Annotated in this window: 21 protein-coding genes; 17 read left to right on the plus strand and 4 right to left on the minus strand. The window is 57.6% G+C overall.

The genetic code is table 11. The annotated features are described in order from the left end of the window. Nucleotides 1-120: 120 nt before the first annotated feature. The 4 genes from gyrB to dnaA are packed head-to-tail and all read right to left on the minus strand — an operon-like array spanning nt 121 to nt 6,334. A complete protein-coding gene (gene gyrB, locus ACF8E5_RS17325; protein WP_392475584.1) occupies nt 121-2,541 on the minus strand; it encodes a DNA topoisomerase (ATP-hydrolyzing) subunit B in 2,421 nt (806 codons plus the stop codon). A 4-nt stretch (nt 2,542-2,545) separates the two neighbouring features. Beyond that, on the minus strand, nt 2,546-3,649 hold the full coding sequence (recF, locus tag ACF8E5_RS17330) for a DNA replication/repair protein RecF (protein ID WP_392475585.1): 1,104 nt from the start codon (nt 3,647-3,649) through the stop codon (nt 2,546-2,548). Between the two features lie 14 nt (nt 3,650-3,663). Then, entirely contained in the window at nt 3,664-4,767 is a 1,104-nt protein-coding gene (gene dnaN / locus ACF8E5_RS17335; protein WP_023532585.1) for a DNA polymerase III subunit beta, read from the minus strand. Between the two features lie 40 nt (nt 4,768-4,807). Next, the gene (dnaA, locus tag ACF8E5_RS17340) at nt 4,808-6,334 is read right to left on the minus strand and encodes a chromosomal replication initiator protein DnaA (protein WP_196185271.1); all 1,527 of its coding nucleotides are present in this window, start codon (nt 6,332-6,334) and stop codon (nt 4,808-4,810) included. Nucleotides 6,335-6,932: 598 nt separating this feature from the next. On the opposite strand from dnaA, the gene rpmH reads away from it, so the two are divergent. The 17 genes from rpmH to atpD all read left to right on the plus strand — a co-directional run bounded on the left by rpmH (nt 6,933) and on the right by atpD (nt 22,386). Then, entirely contained in the window at nt 6,933-7,067 is a 135-nt protein-coding gene (gene rpmH, locus ACF8E5_RS17345; protein WP_003253163.1) for a 50S ribosomal protein L34, read from the plus strand. Nucleotides 7,068-7,080: 13 nt separating this feature from the next. Further along, a complete protein-coding gene (gene rnpA, locus ACF8E5_RS17350) occupies nt 7,081-7,485 on the plus strand; it encodes a ribonuclease P protein component (protein WP_058603069.1) in 405 nt (134 codons plus the stop codon). Beyond that, complete coding sequence (yidD, locus tag ACF8E5_RS17355) at nt 7,478-7,723, plus strand: membrane protein insertion efficiency factor YidD (protein WP_078477749.1); 246 nt, start codon at nt 7,478-7,480, stop codon at nt 7,721-7,723. Before rnpA ends, yidD begins: the two co-directional genes overlap by 8 nt. Before the next feature lie 2 nt (nt 7,724-7,725). Beyond that, on the plus strand, nt 7,726-9,414 hold the full coding sequence (gene yidC, locus ACF8E5_RS17360) for a membrane protein insertase YidC (RefSeq protein ID WP_392475586.1): 1,689 nt from the start codon (nt 7,726-7,728) through the stop codon (nt 9,412-9,414). Nucleotides 9,415-9,500: 86 nt separating this feature from the next. After that, nucleotides 9,501-10,871 carry a tRNA uridine-5-carboxymethylaminomethyl(34) synthesis GTPase MnmE gene (mnmE, locus tag ACF8E5_RS17365; protein WP_058638773.1) on the plus strand — a complete coding sequence of 457 codons (1,371 nt, stop codon included), beginning with the start codon at nt 9,501-9,503 and terminating at the stop codon, nt 10,869-10,871. 482 nt (nt 10,872-11,353) lie between these two features. Continuing rightward, the gene (gene mnmG, locus ACF8E5_RS17370) at nt 11,354-13,246 is read left to right on the plus strand and encodes a tRNA uridine-5-carboxymethylaminomethyl(34) synthesis enzyme MnmG (protein ID WP_196185268.1); all 1,893 of its coding nucleotides are present in this window, start codon (nt 11,354-11,356) and stop codon (nt 13,244-13,246) included. Further along, a complete protein-coding gene (rsmG, locus tag ACF8E5_RS17375; protein WP_392475587.1) occupies nt 13,243-13,893 on the plus strand; it encodes a 16S rRNA (guanine(527)-N(7))-methyltransferase RsmG in 651 nt (216 codons plus the stop codon). Before mnmG ends, rsmG begins: the two co-directional genes overlap by 4 nt. An 18-nt stretch (nt 13,894-13,911) precedes the next feature. After that, nucleotides 13,912-14,703, plus strand: coding sequence for a ParA family protein (locus ACF8E5_RS17380; RefSeq protein WP_023532809.1), 792 nt, complete (start codon nt 13,912-13,914; stop codon nt 14,701-14,703). 9 nt (nt 14,704-14,712) lie between these two features. Beyond that, entirely contained in the window at nt 14,713-15,585 is an 873-nt protein-coding gene (locus ACF8E5_RS17385) for a ParB/RepB/Spo0J family partition protein (RefSeq protein ID WP_145254129.1), read from the plus strand. A 148-nt stretch (nt 15,586-15,733) separates the two neighbouring features. After that, nucleotides 15,734-16,141, plus strand: a complete 408-nt coding sequence (locus tag ACF8E5_RS17390) for a F0F1 ATP synthase subunit I (protein WP_023532288.1) — start codon at nt 15,734-15,736, stop codon at nt 16,139-16,141. Nucleotides 16,142-16,157: 16 nt separating this feature from the next. Continuing rightward, on the plus strand, nt 16,158-17,027 hold the full coding sequence (gene atpB / locus ACF8E5_RS17395; protein WP_023532311.1) for a F0F1 ATP synthase subunit A: 870 nt from the start codon (nt 16,158-16,160) through the stop codon (nt 17,025-17,027). A gap of 145 nt (nt 17,028-17,172) precedes the next feature. After that, complete coding sequence (gene atpE / locus ACF8E5_RS17400; RefSeq protein WP_003097235.1) at nt 17,173-17,430, plus strand: F0F1 ATP synthase subunit C; 258 nt, start codon at nt 17,173-17,175, stop codon at nt 17,428-17,430. Nucleotides 17,431-17,487: 57 nt separating this feature from the next. Beyond that, complete coding sequence (locus tag ACF8E5_RS17405; RefSeq protein WP_011536505.1) at nt 17,488-17,958, plus strand: F0F1 ATP synthase subunit B; 471 nt, start codon at nt 17,488-17,490, stop codon at nt 17,956-17,958. A gap of 12 nt (nt 17,959-17,970) precedes the next feature. Next, nucleotides 17,971-18,507, plus strand: a complete 537-nt coding sequence (locus ACF8E5_RS17410) for a F0F1 ATP synthase subunit delta (protein ID WP_023532623.1) — start codon at nt 17,971-17,973, stop codon at nt 18,505-18,507. A gap of 21 nt (nt 18,508-18,528) precedes the next feature. Continuing rightward, nucleotides 18,529-20,073, plus strand: a complete 1,545-nt coding sequence (gene atpA, locus ACF8E5_RS17415; RefSeq protein WP_023532736.1) for a F0F1 ATP synthase subunit alpha — start codon at nt 18,529-18,531, stop codon at nt 20,071-20,073. A 48-nt stretch (nt 20,074-20,121) separates the two neighbouring features. Beyond that, entirely contained in the window at nt 20,122-20,982 is an 861-nt protein-coding gene (atpG, locus tag ACF8E5_RS17420) for a F0F1 ATP synthase subunit gamma (RefSeq protein ID WP_058602716.1), read from the plus strand. 27 nt (nt 20,983-21,009) lie between these two features. Then, on the plus strand, nt 21,010-22,386 hold the full coding sequence (atpD, locus tag ACF8E5_RS17425; protein WP_023532615.1) for a F0F1 ATP synthase subunit beta: 1,377 nt from the start codon (nt 21,010-21,012) through the stop codon (nt 22,384-22,386). Nucleotides 22,387-22,421: the final 35 nt, after the last annotated feature.

The following is a 22,421-nucleotide window of genomic DNA, read 5'->3' on the forward strand; positions in this document are numbered from 1 at the left end:
GATGGGGGTGAGCTTGCCTACCCAAAGATCGGGAAATAAAAAGCCCGCTGGCGCGGGCTTGATGATGACCGGTTAAACTCGAATTTCGAAGCTACCCGGTCATGTGACGGTCGAGGCTAATCAGAAGTCCAGGTTGGAAACCGACAGTGCATTGCTTTCGATGAAGTCACGGCGCGGTTCAACGGCATCACCCATCAGGGTGTTGAAGATCTGGTCAGCCGCGATTGCATCTTCAATCGTGACCTTCAGCATCCGGCGCACTGTTGGGTCCATGGTGGTTTCCCACAGCTGATCCGGGTTCATCTCGCCCAACCCTTTATAGCGCTGGATGGTATGGCGCTTGGTGGTCTCGTTCATCAACCAGTCCAGGCCCTCCTTGAACTCGACGATGGCTTTGCGACGCTCGCCACGCTGCACATAAGCGCCTTCGCCCAACAGGCTGGACAGCTCGGCACCTACGTTGACTACGGTGCGGTAGTCGTTGCTGCCGAAGAAGTCACGGTTGAACGTGATGTAACTGGCAAGCCCGTGGGAGGTAATTTCCACCTCAGGCAGCCATACGTTACGTTCCTTGTCTTCACGCAGGCTGGCCTTGTAGACCAGGCCCGATTTCTGGGTCGAATTCAGGCGCTCATGCAACTGGTTCTTCCAGGCTTCCATCACGGCATGATCACCCAGCTGCTCGAGGGTGACTTCAGGCAGATAGATAAAGTGCTCGGTTAGCTCCTGCGGGTACAAGCGCGACAGACGCTTGAGGGTCTTCATCACACCGCGGAACTCGTTGACCAGGGCTTCCAGTTGCACGCCGGATACCGGTGGCGCAGACTCGTCCAGGTGCAGGCTGGCGTCTTCCAGGGCCGATTGGGTCATGTACTCTTCCATGGCCTCATCGTCCTTGATGTACTGCTCTTGCTTGCCGCGCTTGACCTTGTACAGCGGTGGCTGGGCGATGTAGATGTAACCGCGCTCGACCAGCTCCGGCAATTGGCGGAAGAAGAAGGTCAGCAGCAACGTACGAATGTGCGAACCGTCAACGTCAGCATCGGTCATGATGATGATGTTGTGATACCGCAGTTTTTCGATGTTGTACTCTTCCCGACCAATGCCGCAGCCCAGCGCAGTGATCAATGTCCCCACTTCCTGGGACGAGATCATCTTGTCGAACCGAGCTTTCTCCACGTTCAGGATCTTGCCTTTGAGCGGCAGGATGGCCTGGGTCCGACGGTTACGCCCCTGCTTCGCAGAGCCGCCTGCGGAGTCACCCTCGACCAGGTAGAGTTCAGACAGGGCAGGGTCCTTCTCCTGGCAGTCAGCCAGCTTGCCTGGCAAGCCCGCGATATCCAGTGCACCCTTACGGCGGGTCATCTCACGCGCTTTGCGGGCAGCTTCACGAGCGCGCGCAGCATCGATCATCTTCCCGACGACAGCCTTGGCTTCGTTCGGGTTTTCCAGCAGGAAATCGGAGAAGTACTTGTTCATCTCCTGCTCGACAGCGGTTTTCACTTCCGACGAAACCAGCTTGTCTTTAGTCTGCGAGCTGAACTTGGGATCGGGCACCTTGACCGAAATGATCGCAGTCAGGCCTTCACGGGCGTCGTCCCCGGTGGTCGAAACCTTGTTCTTCTTTGCCAGGCCTTCTTGCTCGATGTAACTGTTCAGGCTGCGGGTTAACGAAGAACGGAAGCCTACCAAGTGCGTACCGCCATCACGCTGCGGGATGTTGTTGGTAAAGCACAGCAGGTTCTCGTTGAAGCTGTCGTTCCACTGGAGAGCAACTTCTACGCCCACACCGTCTTCACGCTGCACGCTGAAGTGGAACACCTGGGCGTTTACCGGCGTCTTATTGGTATTCAAGTACTCGACGAACGCCCGCAGGCCGCCTTCGTATTTGAAGAACTCTTCCTTACCACTGCGCTCGTCTTTCAGCAGAATGCCAACGCCCGAGTTCAGGAAAGACAGTTCACGAATGCGCTTGGCCAGGATGTCCCAGCTGAAGTGAATATTCTTGAATGTCTCAGCGGACGGCTTGAAGTGAATATGAGTACCGGTCGTCTCGCTCTCGCCAACGATCGCCATCGGCGCCTGAGGCACACCATGGACATACGTCTGCTCCCAGATCTTGCCGCTGCGACGTACCGTCAGTATCAGTTGCTCGGACAATGCGTTGACGACCGAAACACCTACCCCGTGCAATCCACCGGATACCTTGTAGGAGTTGTCATCGAACTTACCGCCTGCGTGCAGCACCGTCATGATGACTTCTGCTGCCGACACGCCTTCTTCTTTATGCACATCGACCGGAATGCCACGGCCGTTGTCACGCACGCTGATGGATTCATCAGGGTGGATAATTACTGTGATGTCGTCGCAATGGCCGGCCAGGGCTTCGTCGATGGAGTTGTCGACCACCTCGAATACCATGTGGTGCAGGCCGCTACCATCATCGGTGTCGCCAATGTACATGCCGGGACGCTTGCGCACGGCATCCAAACCTTTTAGCACCTTGATGCTGGAGGAGTCGTACGTCTGATTTTCGCTCATGCCTTCACTCCCGATGGTCGTGGGTCTGGGTGATACGGCCCTGTTCCACGTGGAACAAAGCAACCGGCGTTTCCGTCTGCCAGCCTTCCCTCAATAATTCATGATCTACACAGGTGATGAATACCTGGCAGCGTAATTCTTCAAGCAAGCGACACAGTGCACGACGATGTTGCTCATCGAGCTCCGATGGCAAATCGTCCACGAGATAAATGCAGTGGCCGCGTCGCGCTTGGCCAACCAAATGACCTTGAGCTATCCGCAATGCGCATACCACCAGCTTTTGTTGGCCACGGGACAGGATGTCTGCTGCGTTGTTTGCAGCTAATCGAAGTCGCAAATCTGCCCGTTGCGGACCCGCCTGCGTGTGTCCCATCTGTTGGTCACGGAGAATAGAAGCAGCCAACACATCCTGCAGTTCACGGTCTTTGTCCCAGCCTCGGTAATAGCTCAAGGTCAGACCGTCGAGTTCAAGCAACTCGCTCAGGGTCTTTTCGAATACAGGCTTCAGGGCCTTGATATATTCGCGGCGGTACTCATCTATTTCAGCGCTGGCCAAGCACAACTCTCGGTCCCAAGCGGCTTGCGAAGCTGGGTCAAGTGTACCATGCCGCAACCATGAGTTCCGCTGCCGGAGGGCCTTCTGCAGGCGCTGCCACGCAGGCATGAAACGGGGTTCCACGTGGAACACACCCCAATCCAGGAACTGCCGCCTGATTTTTGGGGCACCTTCCAGTAGCCGAAAGCTATCTGGGTTGATGAGCTGCAATGGAAGCAATTCAGCAAGTTGTGCCGCGCTACGCGCATTCTGCCCATCGATCCTGATGGTGAAATCACCCTGACGTTCGCGAGACACCCCGAGGTTGCAGGTACCTCCTTCGGCGAGGAGCACCTCTCCGAATACCGTACAAGACGCTTGCTCATACTGGATCACCGGGTTCAAGCGCGTACTGCGAAAGGATCGAGCCAGGCCGAGCAAATGTACGGCTTCGAGAAGACTTGTCTTGCCGCTCCCGTTATCGCCGTAGAACACGTTGATACGCGGGGAGGGGGAGAACGTCACCGGGTGCATATTTCGCACCCCGGTGACGATGATACGCCTAAGTGACATTGGGCCTGCTTTGCTTACAGCCGCATCGGCATGACAACGTACGAAGAGTCGTCATTGCCTGCCTCCTGCAGCAATGCACTGCTATTGGAGTCTGACAAAATCAGGCGTACCTGCTCAGTAGTCATCACGCCCAGCACATCCAGCAGATAACTAACGTTGAAACCAATCTCAAGCGAGCTGCCGTCGTAATCGACGCTGATTTCTTCCTCAGCCTCTTCCTGCTCGGGGTTATTGGCTTGGATCTTCAACTGGCCGGCAGCAAGCAACAAACGAATCCCGCGGTACTTTTCGTTGGACAGGATAGCGGTGCGGCTGAATGCCTCGCGCAAAGCTTGGCGATCGCCGATTACCAGTTTGTCACCACCCTTGGGCAGCACGCGCTCGTAGTCGGGGAATTTCCCGTCGACGAGCTTGGAAGTGAATGTGAATTCACCTGTCGTTGCGCGGATATGGTGCTGGCCAAGCACGATGCTAACCATGCCTTCAGGCTCGGTCAGCAAGCGAGCAAGCTCAAGAATACCTTTGCGCGGCACGATTACCTGGTGGCGGTCGTCCTGTTCGATCGGTGCACTCATCGAGCACAAGGCCAGGCGATGACCATCCGTGGAAACGGCGCGCAGGGTATTTCGCGAAACCTCCAGCAGCATACCGTTAAGGTAGTAACGGACGTCTTGCTGGGCCATGGCGAAGCTGGTGCGCTCGATCAATCGACGCAGTTTGCTCTGCTCCAGATTGCACGTGAGCGAGCCAGGGCCTTCTTCAACGGTCGGGAAATCATTGGCAGGCAATGTCGACAGTGTGAAGCGGCTACGCCCGGCCTTGACCAGGAGTTTCTGCTCATCGAGCTTGATGTCGATCAGCACGTCGCTGGGCAGGCTTTTGCAAATGTCCATCAACTTGCGGGCTGGGACAGTGATCTCGCCAGGCTCGGCAGGTTCTTCCAGTTGCACACGGCCAACCAGTTCAACCTCAAGGTCGGTACCGGTCAGCGACAGTTGCTGGCCTTGTACGACCAGCAAAACATTGGAAAGCACCGGCAACGTCTGCCGGCGCTCGACGACACCTGCCACCAGTTGCAGAGGTTTGAGCAAGGCTTCGCGTTGAATGGTGAAATGCATGGTCTTGTCCCTTGCCTTCATATGGCTGCGCTGACGCCCCTCAGGTCGTCAGCGTGCGCAGCAGGTTCTTGTAGTCCTCGCGGATATCCGCGTCGGATTCTTTCAGTTCATTGATCTTGCGGCAGGCATGCAACACAGTCGTATGGTCGCGCCCACCAAACATGTCGCCGATTTCTGGCAAGCTGTGGTTGGTCAGCTCCTTGGAGAGCGCCATCGCCACCTGGCGTGGACGTGCCACCGAACGGGACCGGCGTTTGGACAACAGATCAGAGATCTTGATCTTGTAGTACTCGGCCACCGTACGCTGGATGTTATCCACACTCACCAGCTTGTCTTGCAATGCCAGAAGGTCCTTCAGGGATTCGCGGATCAATTCGATGGTGATGTCGCGCCCCATGAAGTGCGAATGAGCAATCACTCGCTTCAGGGCGCCCTCGAGCTCACGCACGTTCGACCGAATACGCTGAGCGATGAAGAAGGCGGCATCGTGCGGCAGCTCCACCTTGGCCTGATCGGCCTTTTTCATCAGGATCGCGACGCGCGTTTCCAGTTCCGGCGGCTCTACGGCCACCGTGAGGCCCCAGCCAAAGCGCGATTTAAGGCGTTCCTCGAGCCCTTCGATTTCCTTGGGATACCGATCGGAGGTGAGAATCACCTGCTGGCCACCTTCAAGCAATGCGTTGAAGGTGTGGAAAAACTCTTCCTGTGAACGCTCCTTGCGCGCGAAAAACTGAATGTCATCAATGAGCAACGCATCGACCGAGCGGTAGAAGCGCTTGAACTCGTTGATCGCATTGAGCTGAAGTGCCTTGACCATATCGGCGACGAAGCGCTCGGAATGCAGGTACACCACCTTGGCATTCGGGTTTTTTCTAAGCAGGTGGTTACCCACGGCATGCATGAGGTGGGTTTTACCCAGGCCCACACCGCCATAAAGGAACAATGGGTTGTAACCGTGCTTGGGGTTGTCGGCAACTTGCCAGGCGGCAGCACGGGCCAGCTGGTTCGACTTGCCTTCCACAAAGGTGTCGAACGTGAATGTGCGGTTCAGGTAGCTGGTGTGCTTGAGGGCACCCTCTACCTGTACCGTGCGCTGCTCCGTCCTACCCGTGGGGGCCTGAGCAGGTTCGGCCATGGCATCGAAGCTATCCCTAGAAGAAGGCTCGACCACATCGTTGGCGTTTGCAGGCGCGGGGTCAAGTGTCGCCGCTGGAGCAGGCTCGGACGGCGTGACGGCGGGGACCTTGGGCGTCGTTTGAACCAGGGAGGCTGCAACAGCCGCGCTTACCGGGGCATTAGGTGCTGCACGGGGCGCAGAGCTGCGCCGGCTGCCAATAAGCAGCGACAACGCGGGGGCTATGCCCGTGCCTTTTTCTCCCAAAAGCTCAAGCAAACGCCCCAGGTACTTTTCATTGACCCAATCGAGAACGAAACGGTTAGGCGCATAGACGCGCAACTCGTCGCCTTCGGCTTCGACCTGTAACGGACGGATCCAGGTGTTGAATTGCTGGGCAGGCAGTTCATCGCGCAGAAGCTCCACGCACTGCTGCCAAAGTTCCACTGACACGGATATCCCCTGAGCTTGAAAGCCACGAAGGCTGAAACAAACGGCCATTGTACCGGGCACGCGCTCAGTTATCCACATGCAGACACGTCGGCATTCATGGCAAACCAGCCACTAAATGACCGAAAAACCACTTATACACTGTGCATAAGCCTTGTGCATAACTAGGCCTAAGGTCTATGCACAACCCCATGAATCGACCTGTGCATAACCTACCTGTGTATAAAATCCATACTTATGCACAGCTTAAATTCAAGCCTGCAACAGCTGTAGCACGGCTTTCAAACAGGGTTTAAAAATGCTGTACATCTCTGAATTCAAGGCCTGCAGAAGGTTATCCACAGAAAGTTATCCACTTAAGAGTATTAAGATCTTTAAAGAAGCTTTTTATATGTCTTTCTTATTTTTCATGTTGAGCGGTGTTGTCTTGCCGAGCTTCATATAGGTGTCCGTGCCGCTAGCCCAGGCCTACGCCCGTTCATCCCACACCTAAAGGAAAGGTTGGTTGGAAATTGACCTATGGGCTTGCTTTCTCTAGAATCGCCGGTCTCTTAAAAGGGGGCCATCCCGGCCCGTCGTCGACAAACCCAGGTAACACGCCATGAAACGTACTTTCCAACCAAGCACCATCAAGCGCGCGCGCACTCACGGTTTCCGTGCCCGTATGGCTACCAAGAACGGCCGCGCTGTTCTGTCGCGTCGTCGTGCCAAAGGCCGTAAGCGTCTGGCCATTTGATTTTTCGGCACAGGTGGTGAGTCAGGACTTCAGTCGGGAAAAGCGACTGCTTACACCCCGGCATTTCAAAGCGGTCTTCGACTCCCCAACCGGCAAGGTTCCAGGGAAAAACCTGCTGATCCTTGCTCGCGAGAACGGTCTGGATCACCCGCGCCTAGGCCTGGTGATTGGCAAGAAAAGCGTCAAGCTCGCCGTTCAACGCAACCGCCTCAAGCGCTTGATGCGCGATTCCTTTCGTCTGAACCAGCATTCACTTGCCGGGTTGGATATCGTGATCGTCGCGCGTAAGGGATTGGGTGAGATAGAAAACCCGGAATTGCACCAACACTTCGGCAAACTCTGGAAACGCCTGGCGCGCAGCCGACCGGCACCAGCAGTCTCCGCCGATTGCGCAGGGGTAAGCAGCCAAGATGCGTAAACTGGCACTCGTTCCGATCCAGTTTTACCGTTATGCCATTAGTCCTCTGATGGCCAGCCACTGCCGTTTCTACCCCAGTTGCTCTTGTTACGCCTACGAAGCCATCGAAAACCACGGTCTCTGGCGTGGTGGATGGCTAGCCGTTCGTCGCCTGGGGCGTTGTCATCCGTGGAACGACGGCGGTTTCGACCCCGTTCCACCCGCTCCTTCCTCCCGAACTTCTTCGATAGCCGAGTAATCATGGATATTAAACGCACGATCCTGATCGTCGCCCTGGCAATCGTGTCCTACGTCATGGTCCTTAAATGGAACCAGGACTACGGCCAGGCTGCCCTGCCGACTCAGAATACTGCTGCCAGCACGAACAACCCTGGTTTGCCCGATGGCGTACCTGCCGGCAATGCCGGTGCTGGTGCCAGCGCCGATGTGCCAAGCGCCACTGCTGAAACCCGCACTGCCGATCTGGCACCCGTGGCTGTCAGCAAGGATCTGATCCGGGTCAAGACCGATGTGCTGGACTTGGCTATCGATCCGGTAGGTGGTGACGTCGTCCAACTGAACCTGCCGCTGTATCCACGCCGTCAGGACCATCCGGATATCCCGTTCCAGCTGTTCGACAACGGTGCAGAGCGCGTCTATCTCGCGCAAAGCGGGTTGACCGGTGCCAACGGTCCAGATGCCCGTTCGACCGGTCGCCCCCTCTACGCTGCTGATCAGAAGCGTTATCAGTTGGCCGATGGTCAGGACCAGTTGGTGGTAGACCTGAAGTTCAGCGACAACGGGGTCAACTACATCAAGCGCTTCAGCTTCAAGCGCGGCGAGTATGACCTGAACGTCAGCTACCTGATCGACAACCAGAGCAGCCAGGCCTGGAGCGGCAACATGTTCGCCCAGCTCAAGCGCGATGCCAGTTCCGATCCGTCGTCGAGCACTGCCACCGGCACCGCGACCTACTTGGGTGCGGCCCTGTGGACACCTTCGGAGCCCTACAAAAAGGTCTCGATGAAGGACATCGACAAAGGTAGTTTGAAAGAAAATGTGTCCGGCGGTTGGGTAGCATGGCTTCAGCACTACTTCGTGACCGCATGGATCCCGGCCAAGTCTGACAACAATGCGGTGCAAACCCGCAAGGACAGCCAGGGCAACTACATCATCGGCTACACCGGCCCGGCTATCAGCGTACCTGCGGGCGGCAAGGCCGAAACCAGCGCCATGTTGTATGCCGGTCCCAAGATCCAGTCCAAGCTCAAGGAGTTGTCCCCAGGCCTGGAGCTGACCGTCGACTACGGTTTCCTGTGGTTCATCGCACAGCCGATCTTCTGGCTCCTGCAACATATCCACAGCCTGCTGGGTAACTGGGGCTGGTCGATCATCGTGCTGACCATGCTCATCAAGGGCCTGTTCTTCCCGCTGTCCGCTGCCAGCTACCGTTCCATGGCACGTATGCGTGCTGTTTCGCCCAAGCTCGCAGCGCTCAAGGAACGCTTCGGCGATGATCGCCAGAAGATGTCCCAGGCGATGATGGAGCTGTACAAGAAAGAGAAAATCAACCCGCTGGGCGGTTGCTTGCCAATCCTGGTCCAGATGCCAGTATTCCTGGCCCTCTACTGGGTACTGCTGGAAAGCGTCGAGATGCGTCAGGCACCTTGGATGCTGTGGATTACCGACCTGTCGATCAAGGATCCGTTCTTCATCCTGCCGATCATCATGGGCGCTACCATGTTCATTCAGCAGCGCCTGAACCCAACCCCGCCGGATCCGATGCAGGCCAAGGTGATGAAAATGATGCCGATCATCTTCACCTTCTTCTTCCTGTGGTTCCCAGCCGGTCTGGTGCTGTACTGGGTTGTGAACAACTGCCTGTCCATCACGCAGCAGTGGTACATCACGCGCAGCATCGAGGCCGCCAACAAGAAAGCGGCTGCCTGACGGGCTGCTACGCTAGCTTGTGAATAAAACGCCCCCTCGTGGGGCGTTTTTGCTATCTGTCGTATTTGTCGTAGAGGCTCCCCAGCATGAATACTGTGCGTGAAACCATTGCCGCCATCGCAACTGCCCAAGGCCGCGGCGGCGTAGGCATCGTGAGGTTGTCAGGACCACTGGCTGCCCAGGCGGGCCAGTGGATAACCGGCCGCAGCCTGCAACCGCGTCATGCTCATTACGGCCCATTCCGCGACGAGGAGGGGGTGGTACTGGATGAAGGTATCGCGCTGTTCTTTCCGGGGCCCAACTCATTCACCGGTGAAGATGTACTTGAGTTGCAAGGCCATGGCGGCCCCGTGGTCCTGGATATGCTGCTACAGCGCTGTGTACAACTGGGGTGTCGCCTGGCCAGGCCAGGGGAGTTCAGCGAGCGGGCATTTCTCAATGACAAGCTTGACCTGGCTCAAGCCGAGGCCATCGCCGACTTGATCGAAGCCAGCTCCAGCCAGGCAGCGCGAAACGCACTGCGATCGCTGCAGGGCGAATTTTCCAGACATGTCCACAGCCTCACCGAAGCGTTGATTGCGCTGCGCATCTACGTGGAGGCCGCCATTGATTTTCCCGAGGAAGAAATCGATTTCCTGGCCGATGGCCACGTGCTGTCGATGCTCGATGCCGTGAGGGATCATTTATCCACAGTGCTGCGTGAGGCGGGCCAAGGGGCTTTGCTGCGTGATGGCATGACAGTGGTCATCGCTGGGCGACCCAATGCAGGCAAGTCGAGTCTGCTCAACCAGCTAGCGGGACGTGAAGCGGCGATCGTAACGGACATTGCCGGCACGACTCGGGACACCCTGCGCGAACATATCCACATCGACGGCATGCCGCTTCACGTGGTGGACACAGCTGGGCTACGTTCAACAGATGATCATGTGGAAAAGATCGGTGTCGAGCGAGCGCTACAAGCGATAGGCGAGGCAGACCGGATATTGCTGGTTGTGGACTCCACAGCCCCTGAAGCCGACGATCCCTTTGCTTTATGGCCCGAGTTTCTGGACCAGCGTCCGGATCCAGCACGGGTAACCCTGATACGCAATAAAGCGGATCTGAGTGGGGAGCCTGTAGCGCTGCACCAGGGTGAAGATGGACAAGCCACCATCACGCTGAGCGCCAAAGGAGAGGGTGGGGGGCTGCAGCTGTTGCGCGACCATCTCAAGGCCTGCATGGGCTATGAACAAACCGCCGAGAGTGGTTTCAGCGCCCGTCGACGGCACCTGGATGCGTTGCGCCAGGCCAGTGAGCACCTTGAGCACGGTCGTGCGCAGCTGACCCTCGCAGGTGCAGGTGAACTACTGGCAGAGGACTTGCGTCAGGCGCAGCAGGTGCTTGGGGAAATCACCGGGGCCTTCAGTTCCGACGACTTGTTGGGGCGGATTTTCTCGAGTTTCTGCATCGGCAAGTAACAAACAACCTGGTCCCGGACCAGCCAACCGCCCTTTAGGGGCGGTTTTTTTTGGCTTGAAATAAGCCTCCAGCGAAGGGACAGCCAGGAACGGTAGCCGCTAAGCCCTGTGGAAAACCCTATCTGAGCTCCGTTGATAAGCGCTAATTTTTCTTGAGGATAAATCGCCCTGTGGGTAACCCTGCATTTCATCCACAGGCTATTCCCTGTTATCCAAAAGGCTCAGCGGGGTTAAAGCACAGGGTTCAGGATCTCTGTACAACACGCGTTTCCTGGTCTTGAAGACCTTATCCACAGATATCGCTGTGCATAAGAATAAACATAAAAACAAAGCTTTTATAAATCTATCTTCGTTGATTTCTGTTGTGTGCCATTCATCCACAGCCTGATCAAAATTTGCTCAGACGGTTTCAATGAGGGGGGTGATGTCCCTATACTTGTCGGCTTACCTTTTCTATTTGCACAACAGGCACGAGGTGCGTGGTGGATTTCCCTTCCCGTTTTGAAGTGATCGTCATCGGCGGCGGCCATGCCGGTACCGAGGCTGCGCTTGCGTCTGCACGCATGGGTGTCAAAACCCTGCTGCTGACCCACAACGTGGAAACCCTCGGGCACATGAGTTGCAACCCTGCCATTGGTGGCATCGGCAAAAGCCATCTGGTCAAGGAAATCGATGCCCTGGGCGGCGCCATGGCGCTGGCCACCGACAAGAGTGGCATTCAGTTTCGCGTGTTGAATAACCGCAAGGGCCCAGCCGTTCGCGCCACGCGTGCACAGGCTGACCGCGCCATCTACAAGGCGGTTGTGCGTGAGATTTTGGAAAACCAGCCCAACCTGTGGATATTTCAGCAGTCCTGTGACGACCTGATCGTTGAACAGGATGAAGTCAAAGGCGTGGTCACCCAGATGGGGCTGCGGTTCTTTGCAAACTCGGTCGTGCTCACCACCGGCACCTTCCTGGGCGGCCTGATCCATATTGGTATGCAGAACCACTCGGGAGGACGCGCAGGGGATCCGCCCTCCATCGCGTTGGCGCATCGCATGCGTGAATTGCCGCTACGCGTCGGCCGCCTGAAGACAGGTACGCCGCCTCGTATCGACGGTCGCTCCGTGGATTTCTCGGTCATGACCGAGCAGCCCGGCGATACGCCTATCCCCGTGATGTCGTTCATGGGCAATGCGGGCATGCATCCGCGCCAGGTGAGCTGCTATATCACTCACACCAACGCCCGGACACATGACATCATCGCTTCGAACCTTGACCGTTCGCCCATGTACTCGGGGGTCATCGAAGGGGTAGGGCCACGTTACTGCCCGTCGATCGAAGACAAGATCCACCGCTTTGCGGACAAGGAAAGCCACCAGGTATTCATCGAGCCTGAAGGCCTGACCACTCACGAGCTCTACCCCAACGGTATTTCCACTTCGCTGCCCTTCGATGTGCAGCTGGAGTTGGTGCGCTCGATCCGGGGCATGGAAAACGCGCATATCGTCCGCCCAGGCTACGCCATCGAATATGACTACTTCGATCCGCGCGACTTGAAGTACAGCCTGGAAACCAAAGTCATTGGTGGTCTCTTCTTCGCTGGCCAGATCAACGGCACCACCGGTTACGAAGAAGCCGGTGCGCAAGGCCTGTTGGCCGGGACCAACGCCGCACTGCGCGCTCAGGGCCGCGAGGCCTGGTGTCCGCGGCGCGATGAAGCCTACATCGGCGTGCTGGTCGACGACTTGATCACCTTGGGCACTCAAGAACCGTATCGCATGTTCACATCCCGGGCCGAATACCGGTTGATCCTGCGGGAGGACAACGCCGACCTGCGTCTCACAGAAAAAGGGCGAGCGCTGGGGTTGATCGACGACGAGCGCTGGGCCGCCTTCTGCACCAAGCGCGACGGTATCGAAAAAGAAGAGCAGCGGCTGAAATCGACCTGGATAAGGCCCAACACCGAGCAAGGCCAAGCCGTTGTGGACAAGTTCGGTACGCCATTGAGCCACGAGTACAGCCTGCTGAACCTGCTGGCACGACCCGAAATCGACTATGCAGGGTTAATGGCGGCTACCGGCGGTGAGTTGATCGATCCACAGGTCGCCGAGCAGGTCGAGATTCGCACCAAATACGCGGGTTACATCGACCGTCAGCAGGACGAAATCGCGCGGCTGCGCGCCAGTGAGGACACGCGCCTGCCTGTGGATATCGAGTACGCCACGATTTCGGGGCTGTCCAAAGAGATTCAGGGCAAGCTCAGCCAGACCCGTCCCGAAACCCTGGGGCAGGCCTCGCGCATTCCAGGCGTGACGCCGGCGGCCATTTCCCTGTTGCTCATCCACCTGAAAAAACGCGGTGCAGGCCGCGAGCTGGAGCAAAGCGTTTGAGTTCCCTGGTTACCTCCCAACATGCCGAAGAGTTGTCCACAGGTGCCCGCCAGTTGGCTGTGCCCCTGAGCCCTGAACACCATGAAAAACTGCTGGGCTACCTGGCCCTGTTGATCAAGTGGAACAAGGCCTACAACCTCACCGCCGTCCGGGATCCGGATGAAATGGTTTCGCGTCACCTGCTCGACAGCCTCAGCGTGATGCCGTTTATCCACAGCGAGCGCAGTAACTGGCTGGATGTCGGCAGCGGCGGAGGCATGCCAGGTGTGCCCATGGCTATCCTGTATCCCCACAAGCGGATCACCGTACTGGATGCCAATGGCAAGAAGACGCGCTTTCTGACCCAGGTGAAAATGGAGCTCAAGCTGGACAACCTTACGGTTATCCACAGCAGGGTCGAGGGGTACACGCCGGCCCAGCCGTTCGACGGCATCATCTCCCGCGCTTTCAGCAGCATGGAGAATTTCACCAACTGGACCCGCCACCTGGGCGACACCGGGACGCAGTGGCTTGCAATGAAGGGGCTGCATCCTGCCGATGAACTGGTAGCATTGCCCGCAGACTTCACAGTGGAAAGCGAGCAGGCCCTGACCGTTCCGGGTTGCCAGGGCCAACGTCATCTGCTGATACTGCGCCGCAAGGCTTGATTGGGAACAGACGCATCAATGGCTAAGGTATTCGCAATCGCGAACCAGAAAGGTGGTGTGGGCAAGACCACCACCTGTATCAATCTCGCTGCCTCGCTGGTGGCGACCAAGCGTCGTGTGCTGCTGATCGACCTCGATCCGCAGGGCAATGCCACCATGGGCAGCGGCGTGGACAAGCACGAGCTCGAGCACTCTGTGTACGACCTGCTGATCGGAGAGTGTGACCTGGCCCAGGCCATGCACTATTCCGAGCATGGTGGGTTCCAGCTGTTGCCGGCCAACCGTGACCTGACCGCTGCCGAAGTCGTGCTGCTGGAGATGCAGGTCAAGGAAAGCCGCCTGCGTAATGCGCTGGCGCCCATTCGTGATAACTACGATTTCATCCTCATCGACTGCCCGCCTTCATTGTCGATGCTGACGCTCAATGCCTTGGTGGCTTCCGATGGCGTGATCATCCCCATGCAGTGCGAGTATTACGCGCTGGAAGGGCTGAGCGACCTTGTGGACAACATCAAGCGGATCGCTGCCAAGTTGAACCCCGCGCTCAAGATCGAGGGGTTGCTGCGAACCATGTATGATCCGCGGCTGAGCCTGAACAACGATGTATCGGCGCAGCTCAAGGAGCATTTCGGTTCGCAGTTGTACGATACCGTCATTCCGCGAAACATCCGCCTGGCCGAAGCACCCAGCTTCGGTATGCCGGCATTGGCCTACGACAAGCAATCGCGCGGCGCACAGGCCTACCTTGCCCTGGCCGGAGAACTGGTTCGTCGTCAACGCCGCCAGTCCCGCACTGCACAAGCAACTTAAGGAATCCGCATGGCCGTCAAGAAACGGGGTCTCGGACGTGGGTTGGATGCGCTGCTCAGCGGTCCATCCGTGAGCGCGCTCGAAGAGCAGGCTGTAAAGATCGACCTCAAGGAGCTTCAGCACCTGCCCGTCGAGTTGATTCAACGGGGCAAGTACCAGCCACGTCGCGACATGGACCCGCAGGCGCTCGAAGAACTGGCTCACTCGATCCGCAGCCACGGCGTGATGCAACCGATCGTGGTGCGCCCGGTTGGCGATGAGCGCTATGAGATCATCGCCGGTGAGCGGCGCTGGCGCGCGACTCAACAAGCCGGTCTGGACACCATTCCGGCCATGGTCCGCGAGGTCCCTGACGAAGCGGCCATTGCCATGGCCCTGATCGAAAACATCCAGCGCGAGGACTTGAACCCTCTGGAAGAAGCGCTGGCCCTGCAGCGGTTGCAGCAGGAGTTCGAGCTGACCCAGCAGCAAGTGGCCGATGCCGTGGGCAAGTCGCGGGTGACCGTGGCCAACCTGCTGCGGTTGATCACGTTGCCTGAAGCGATCAAAACGATGCTCGCCCATGGTGACCTGGAGATGGGTCACGCACGGGCTTTGCTAGGCCTGGAAGAGAATCGCCAGGAGGAAGGGGCGCGTCATGTTGTCGCACGTGGGCTGACCGTACGTCAGACCGAGGCGCTGGTGCGCCAATGGCTGAGCGACAAACCTGATCCGGTAGAACCCGGCAAACCTGATCCGGACATTGCACGCCTGGAACAGCGGCTTGCAGAGCGTTTAGGCTCGGCTGTACAGATTCGCCACGGCGCTAAAGGCAAGGGCCAACTGGTGATTCGCTATAACTCGCTCGATGAGTTGCAGGGCGTACTCACACACATTCGCTGAAACAATTCCTGTTGTAGCGCGCAATCGGAAATCACTACGAATAGTTGAATAGGGGTTAATCCACCCCTATACTCTGCGCGCATTTTGTCGGCACAAATTATGCCAAGTCATCGCTGACTGGCAGGCCGATTCACGGGGAGCAGTTGTGATGGAAATCCGCACGCCAAACCGGTTGCCTTTCCATCGCTGGGCGGTTTTTCCGGTATTGCTGACGCAATTCGTCGTGCTGCTGCTGGCAACCTTGGTGTTGTGGCAGTTGGCTGGGACGGTCAGCGGATATTCAGGGCTCTGCGGAGGCCTGATTGCCTGGCTGCCCAATGTTTATTTCGCCTGGAAGGCTTTTCGCTTTAGCGGAGCTCGGGCGGCGCAGGCCATCGTCAAGTCGTTCTACGCTGGCGAGGCAGGCAAGATGATTTTGACGGCAGTGCTCTTCGCACTGACCTTCGCAGGAGTGAAGCCACTGGCGCCGCTGGCAGTATTCGGCGTCTTCGTGTTGACCCTTTTGGTCAGCTGGTTCGCGCCCCTGCTGATGAATAAAAGACTTTCGAGACCTTAGGGCGTTTGAGGCAACCATGGCAGCAGAAACCGCTTCGGGCTATATCCAGCACCACTTGCAGAACCTGACTTACGGTCAACTACCAGACGGCAGCTGGGGCTTCGCCCATTCGGCTGCAGAAGCCAAGGCTATGGGCTTCTGGGCATTCCACGTGGATACCCTGGGTTGGTCCGTCGCACTGGGTCTGATCTTCCTGTTCATCTTCCGCATGGCGGCCAAGAAGGCGACTTCTGGCCAACCGAGCGGCCTGCAGAACTTCGTCGAAGTGCTGGTGGACTTCGTCAATGGCAGCGTGAAGGACTCCTTCCACGGCCGTAGCCCGGTGATCGCGCCGCTGGCGTTGACCATCTTCGTCTGGGTATTCCTGATGAACGCCATCGACCTGGTACCGGTCGACTGGATTCCTCAGCTGGCCATCCTGATCTCGGGTGATCCGCACATTCCGTTCCGCGCCGTGTCGACCACCGACCCGAACGCGACCCTGGCCATGGCCTTCTGCGTGTTTGCGCTGATCATCTTCTACAGCATCAAGGTCAAGGGCCTGGGTGGCTTCATCGGTGAGCTGACCCTGCACCCGTTCGGCAGCAAGAATATCTTCCTGCAGATCCTGCTGATCCCGGTCAACTTCCTGCTGGAATTCGTGACCCTGATCGCCAAGCCGATCTCGCTGGCACTGCGTCTGTTCGGCAACATGTACGCCGGCGAGCTGGTGTTCATCCTGATTGCCGTGATGTTCGGCGCCGGCATCCTGTGGCTCAGCGGCCTGGGTATCGTGCTGCAATGGGCGTGGGCTGTGTTCCACATCCTGATCATCACCCTGCAAGCCTTCATCTTCATGATGCTTACCATCGTCTACTTGTCGATGGCTCACGAAGATAACCATTAAGACCGCCTGGCGTGTCTGATAGCCTTCCCCGCTCGTTTGGGGGGAGGGCTTAAAAAGTCCGCAAGGGCATGCTGTACCAAACGATTCGTTTTACCGCTTCAAACTAAAAAACCTAACCAATACGACGTAAAAGTCGGGAGGAAAGATGGAAACTGTAGTTGGTCTGACCGCTATCGCTGTTGCTCTGCTGATCGGCCTGGGTGCTCTGGGTACCGCCATTGGTTTCGGCCTGCTGGGCGGCAAATTCCTGGAAGGCGCTGCTCGTCAGCCTGAGATGGTTCCGATGCTGCAGGTCAAAATGTTCATCGTTGCCGGTCTGCTCGACGCCGTCACCATGATCGGTGTTGGTATCGCTCTGTTCTTCACCTTCGCGAATCCCTTCGTTGGTCAAATCGCCGGCTAATCACTCGTTTCGACGAGTTGATGGGTGTGATGGACAAAGACCGAGCGAGGTGTTGGCGTGAACATTAATGCAACCCTGATTGGCCAATCCGTTGCTTTTCTGATTTTTGTACTCTTCTGCATGAAGTACGTATGGCCTCCGGTCATCACTGCTCTGCAAGAGCGTCAAAAGAAGATTGCAGACGGCTTGGACGCTGCCAACCGCGCAGCTCGCGACCTGGAGCTGGCCCAAGAGAAAGTGGGTCAGCAACTGCGTGAAGCAAAGGCACAGGCAGCTGAAATCATTGAGCAAAGCAAGAAACGCGCTGCTCAGCTAGTAGACGAAGCCCGTGAACAGGCTCGTGTCGAAGCTGACCGTGTGAAGGCTCAGGCTCAGGCCGAGATCGAACAGGAACTGAACAGCGTCAAAGACGCCCTGCGTGCCCAAGTGGGTGCCCTGGCTGTTGGCGGTGCTGAAAAGATCCTTGGCGCCACAATCGATCAAAACGCGCATGCAGAGCTGGTTAACAAACTGGCCGCTGAAATTTAAGCGAGGGCGATCATGGCAGAACTGACCACGTTGGCCCGACCTTACGCTAAGGCTGCCTTTGAGCATGCCCAGGCCCATCAGCAACTGGCCAATTGGTCAGCCATGCTCGGCCTGGCTGCTGCAGTGTCCGAAGATGACACCATGCAGCGCCTGCTCAAGGCCCCGCGACTGACAAGCGCAGAAAAGGCCGCCGCATTCATTGACGTTTGCGGTGACAAGTTCGATGCATCGGCACAGAATTTCATTCATGTTGCCGCGGAAAACGACCGTCTCCTGCTTCTGCCGGAGATTGCCGCTCTGTTCGACCTGTACAAGGCAGAACAAGAGAAATCCGTGGACGTGGAAGTCACCAGTGCTTTTGCGTTGAACCAAGAACAGCAAGACAAACTCGCCAAGGTTCTCAGTGCACGGCTCAGCCGGGAAGTGCGCCTGCACGCGTCGGAGGATGCCAGCCTGATCGGCGGCGTCGTCATCCGCGCCGGCGACCTGGTAATCGATGGCTCTGTTCGCGGCAAAATCGCGAAACTGGCCGAAGCATTGAAATCTTGAGTTTGAAGGGGCAGCAGAGCAATGCAGCAACTCAATCCTTCCGAAATTAGTGAAATCATCAAGGGCCGCATCGAGAAGCTCGATGTCGGCTCCCAAGCCCGTAACGAAGGTACCGTCGTAAGCGTTTCCGACGGTATCGTACGGATCCACGGTCTGGCCGACGCTATGTACGGCGAAATGATCGAGTTCCCGGGCGGCGTATACGGTATGGCACTGAACCTGGAGCAAGACTCCGTAGGTGCGGTGGTACTGGGTGCGTACACCTCCCTCGCCGAGGGCATGAGCGCCAAGTGCACCGGTCGCATCCTGGAAGTTCCGGTTGGTAAGGAACTGCTGGGTCGCGTCGTGGACGCACTGGGTAACCCAATTGACGGCAAAGGTCCGCTGAACAACACCGAGACCGACGCGGTCGAGAAAGTTGCTCCAGGCGTGATCTGGCGTAAGTCGGTAGACCAGCCTGTACAGACTGGCTACAAGTCGGTCGACGCCATGATCCCGGTTGGCCGTGGCCAGCGTGAGCTGATCATCGGTGACCGTCAGATCGGTAAGACTGCCATGGCGGTCGATGCGATCATCAACCAGAAAAATAGCGGTATCTTCTGCGTATACGTGGCCGTCGGCCAGAAGCAGTCGACCATCGCCAACGTCGTGCGCAAGCTCGAAGAAGCCGGTGCCCTGGCCAACACCATCGTTGTTGCCGCCAGCGCCTCGGAATCGGCTGCACTGCAGTTCCTGGCGCCGTACTCCGGCTGCACCATGGGCGAGTACTTCCGTGACCGCGGTGAAGATGCCCTGATCGTCTACGATGATCTGTCCAAGCAGGCTGTTGCCTACCGTCAGATCTCCCTGCTGCTGCGTCGTCCACCAGGACGTGAAGCGTACCCAGGCGACGTGTTCTATCTCCACTCCCGTCTGCTGGAGCGTGCATCGCGCGTTTCGGAAGAATACGTCGAGAAGTTCACCAACGGCGCAGTCACTGGCAAGACCGGTTCCCTGACCGCTCTGCCGATCATCGAAACCCAGGCTGGCGACGTTTCGGCGTTCGTTCCGACCAACGTGATTTCCATCACCGACGGTCAGATCTTCCTGGAATCGGCCATGTTTAACTCGGGCATCCGCCCTGCAGTGAACGCCGGTGTTTCGGTATCGCGTGTAGGTGGTGCCGCTCAGACCAAGATCATCAAGAAGCTGTCCGGTGGTATTCGTACCGCACTGGCTCAGTACCGTGAACTGGCGGCATTCGCCCAGTTCGCGTCCGATCTGGACGAAGCGACCCGCAAGCAGCTGGAGCATGGTCAGCGCGTTACCGAGCTGATGAAGCAGAAGCAGTACGCGCCGATGTCCATCGCGGACATGGCCCTGTCGCTGTACGCCGCTGAGCGTGGCTTCCTGACCGACGTAGAAGTCTCCAAGGTCGGCAGCTTCGAGCAAGCACTGATCGCCTTCTTCCACCGTGATCACGCCGAACTGATGGCGAAGATCAACGTGAAGGGTGACTTCAACGACGAAATCGATGCAGGCATGAAAGCCGGTATCGAGAAGTTCAAGGCCACCCAGACCTGGTAAGCCGCAGCGGGGGCCCAGGCCCCCGCTTGCTAACCTGATAGGTGATACATGGCAGGCGCAAAAGAGATTCGCAGTAAGATTGCGAGCATCAAAAGCACGCAAAAAATTACCAGCGCCATGGAAAAAGTGGCGGTCAGCAAAATGCGCAAGGCACAACAGCGCATGGCTGCTAGCCGTCCTTATGCGGAGCGTATCCGCCAGGTGATCGGTCATCTGGCCAACGCCAACCCGGAATACCGCCACCCGTTCATGATCGAGCGCCCTGTGAAGCGCGCCGGTTATATCGTGGTGAGCAGTGACCGTGGTCTGTGCGGTGGCTTGAATACCAACCTGTTCAAGGCCTTGGTCAAGGACATGAACGAAAACCGCGAACAGGGCGTGGAAATCGACCTGTGCGTGATCGGCAGCAAGGGTGCGACTTTCTTCCGTATCTTTGGCGGCAACGTAGTAGCCGCGATCAGCCACCTGGGCGAAGAGCCATCGATCAATGACTTGATCGGCTCCGTCAAGGTCATGCTGGACGCCTACCTCGATGGCCGTATCGATCGCCTCTCGGTGGTTTCGAACAAGTTCATCAACACCATGACCCAAAAGCCGACGGTCGAGCAGTTGGTACCGTTGGTGGCAACCCCGGATCAGGATCTCAAGCATCACTGGGACTACCTGTACGAACCCGACGCAAAAGAGCTGCTGGACGGCTTGATGGTGCGTTACGTGGAGTCGCAGGTGTACCAGGCGGTGGTCGAGAACAATGCTGCTGAACAAGCAGCCCGGATGATCGCCATGAAGAACGCCACAGACAACGCCGGTGACCTGATCAGCGAACTCCAGCTGATCTACAACAAGGCGCGTCAGGCTGCGATCACCCAGGAGATCTCGGAAATCGTCGGCGGCGCTGCCGCGGTTTAACGGTTCAAAAATTCAGAGGATCCAGCTATGAGTAGCGGACGTATCGTTCAAATCATCGGCGCCGTCATCGACGTGGAATTCCCACGTGACGTCGTGCCGAGTGTTTACAACGCGCTGAAAGTACAAGGCGCGGAAACCACCCTGGAAGTTCAGCAGCAGCTGGGCGACGGCGTGGTTCGTACCATTGCGATGGGCTCGACCGAAGGTCTGAAGCGCGGTCTGGACGTCGTCGATACCGGCGCGGCCATCTCCGTTCCTGTCGGTAAGGCTACCCTGGGCCGCATCATGGACGTCCTGGGTAACCCAATCGACGAAGCCGGTCCGATCGGTGAAGAAGAGCGTCGTGGTATCCACCAGAAGGCGCCTTCGTTCGCGGACCAGGCAGGCGGCAACGATCTGCTGGAAACCGGCATCAAGGTTATCGACCTGGTTTGCCCGTTCGCCAAGGGTGGTAAAGTTGGTCTGTTCGGTGGTGCCGGTGTCGGCAAGACCGTGAACATGATGGAACTGATCCGTAACATCGCCATCGAGCACAGCGGTTATTCCGTGTTCGCCGGTGTGGGTGAGCGTACTCGTGAGGGTAACGACTTCTACCACGAGATGAAGGACTCCAACGTTCTCGACAAAGTAGCGCTGGTCTACGGTCAGATGAACGAGCCACCAGGAAACCGTCTGCGCGTTGCGCTGACTGGCCTGACCATGGCTGAGAAATTCCGTGACGAAGGTAACGACGTTCTGCTGTTCGTCGACAACATCTATCGTTACACCCTGGCCGGTACCGAAGTGTCCGCACTGCTGGGCCGTATGCCTTCGGCAGTAGGTTACCAGCCGACCCTGGCCGAAGAGATGGGCGTTCTGCAAGAGCGTATCACTTCGACCAAGGAAGGTTCGATCACCTCCATCCAGGCCGTTTACGTGCCTGCGGATGACTTGACCGACCCGTCGCCAGCGACCACCTTCGCCCACTTGGACGCCACCGTCGTTCTGTCCCGTGACATCGCCTCCCTGGGTATCTACCCAGCGGTTGACCCACTGGACTCGACTTCGCGCCAGCTGGACCCGAACGTGATCGGTACCGAGCACTACGAAACTGCCCGTCAGGTTCAGTATGTTCTGCAGCGCTACAAAGAGCTGAAGGACATCATCGCGATCCTGGGTATGGACGAGCTGTCCGAGACCGACAAGCAACTGGTAGCGCGCGCTCGTAAGATTCAGCGCTTCCTGTCGCAGCCGTTCTTCGTGGCCGAGGTCTTCACCGGTTCGCCAGGCAAGTACGTTTCCCTGAAAGACACCATCGCTGGCTTCAGCGGCATCCTCAAAGGTGACTACGACCACCTGCCAGAACAAGCGTTCTACATGGTCGGCAGCATCGACGAAGCGATCGAGAAAGCCAAGAAACTGTAATCCCGGCGCCCCGCAAGGGGCGCTAATCAGGTTGA

The sequence above is a fragment of the Pseudomonas sp. WSY_20 genome (assembly GCF_043104335.1).
Classification (GTDB): Bacteria; Pseudomonadota; Gammaproteobacteria; order Pseudomonadales; family Pseudomonadaceae; genus Aquipseudomonas; species Aquipseudomonas parafulva_B.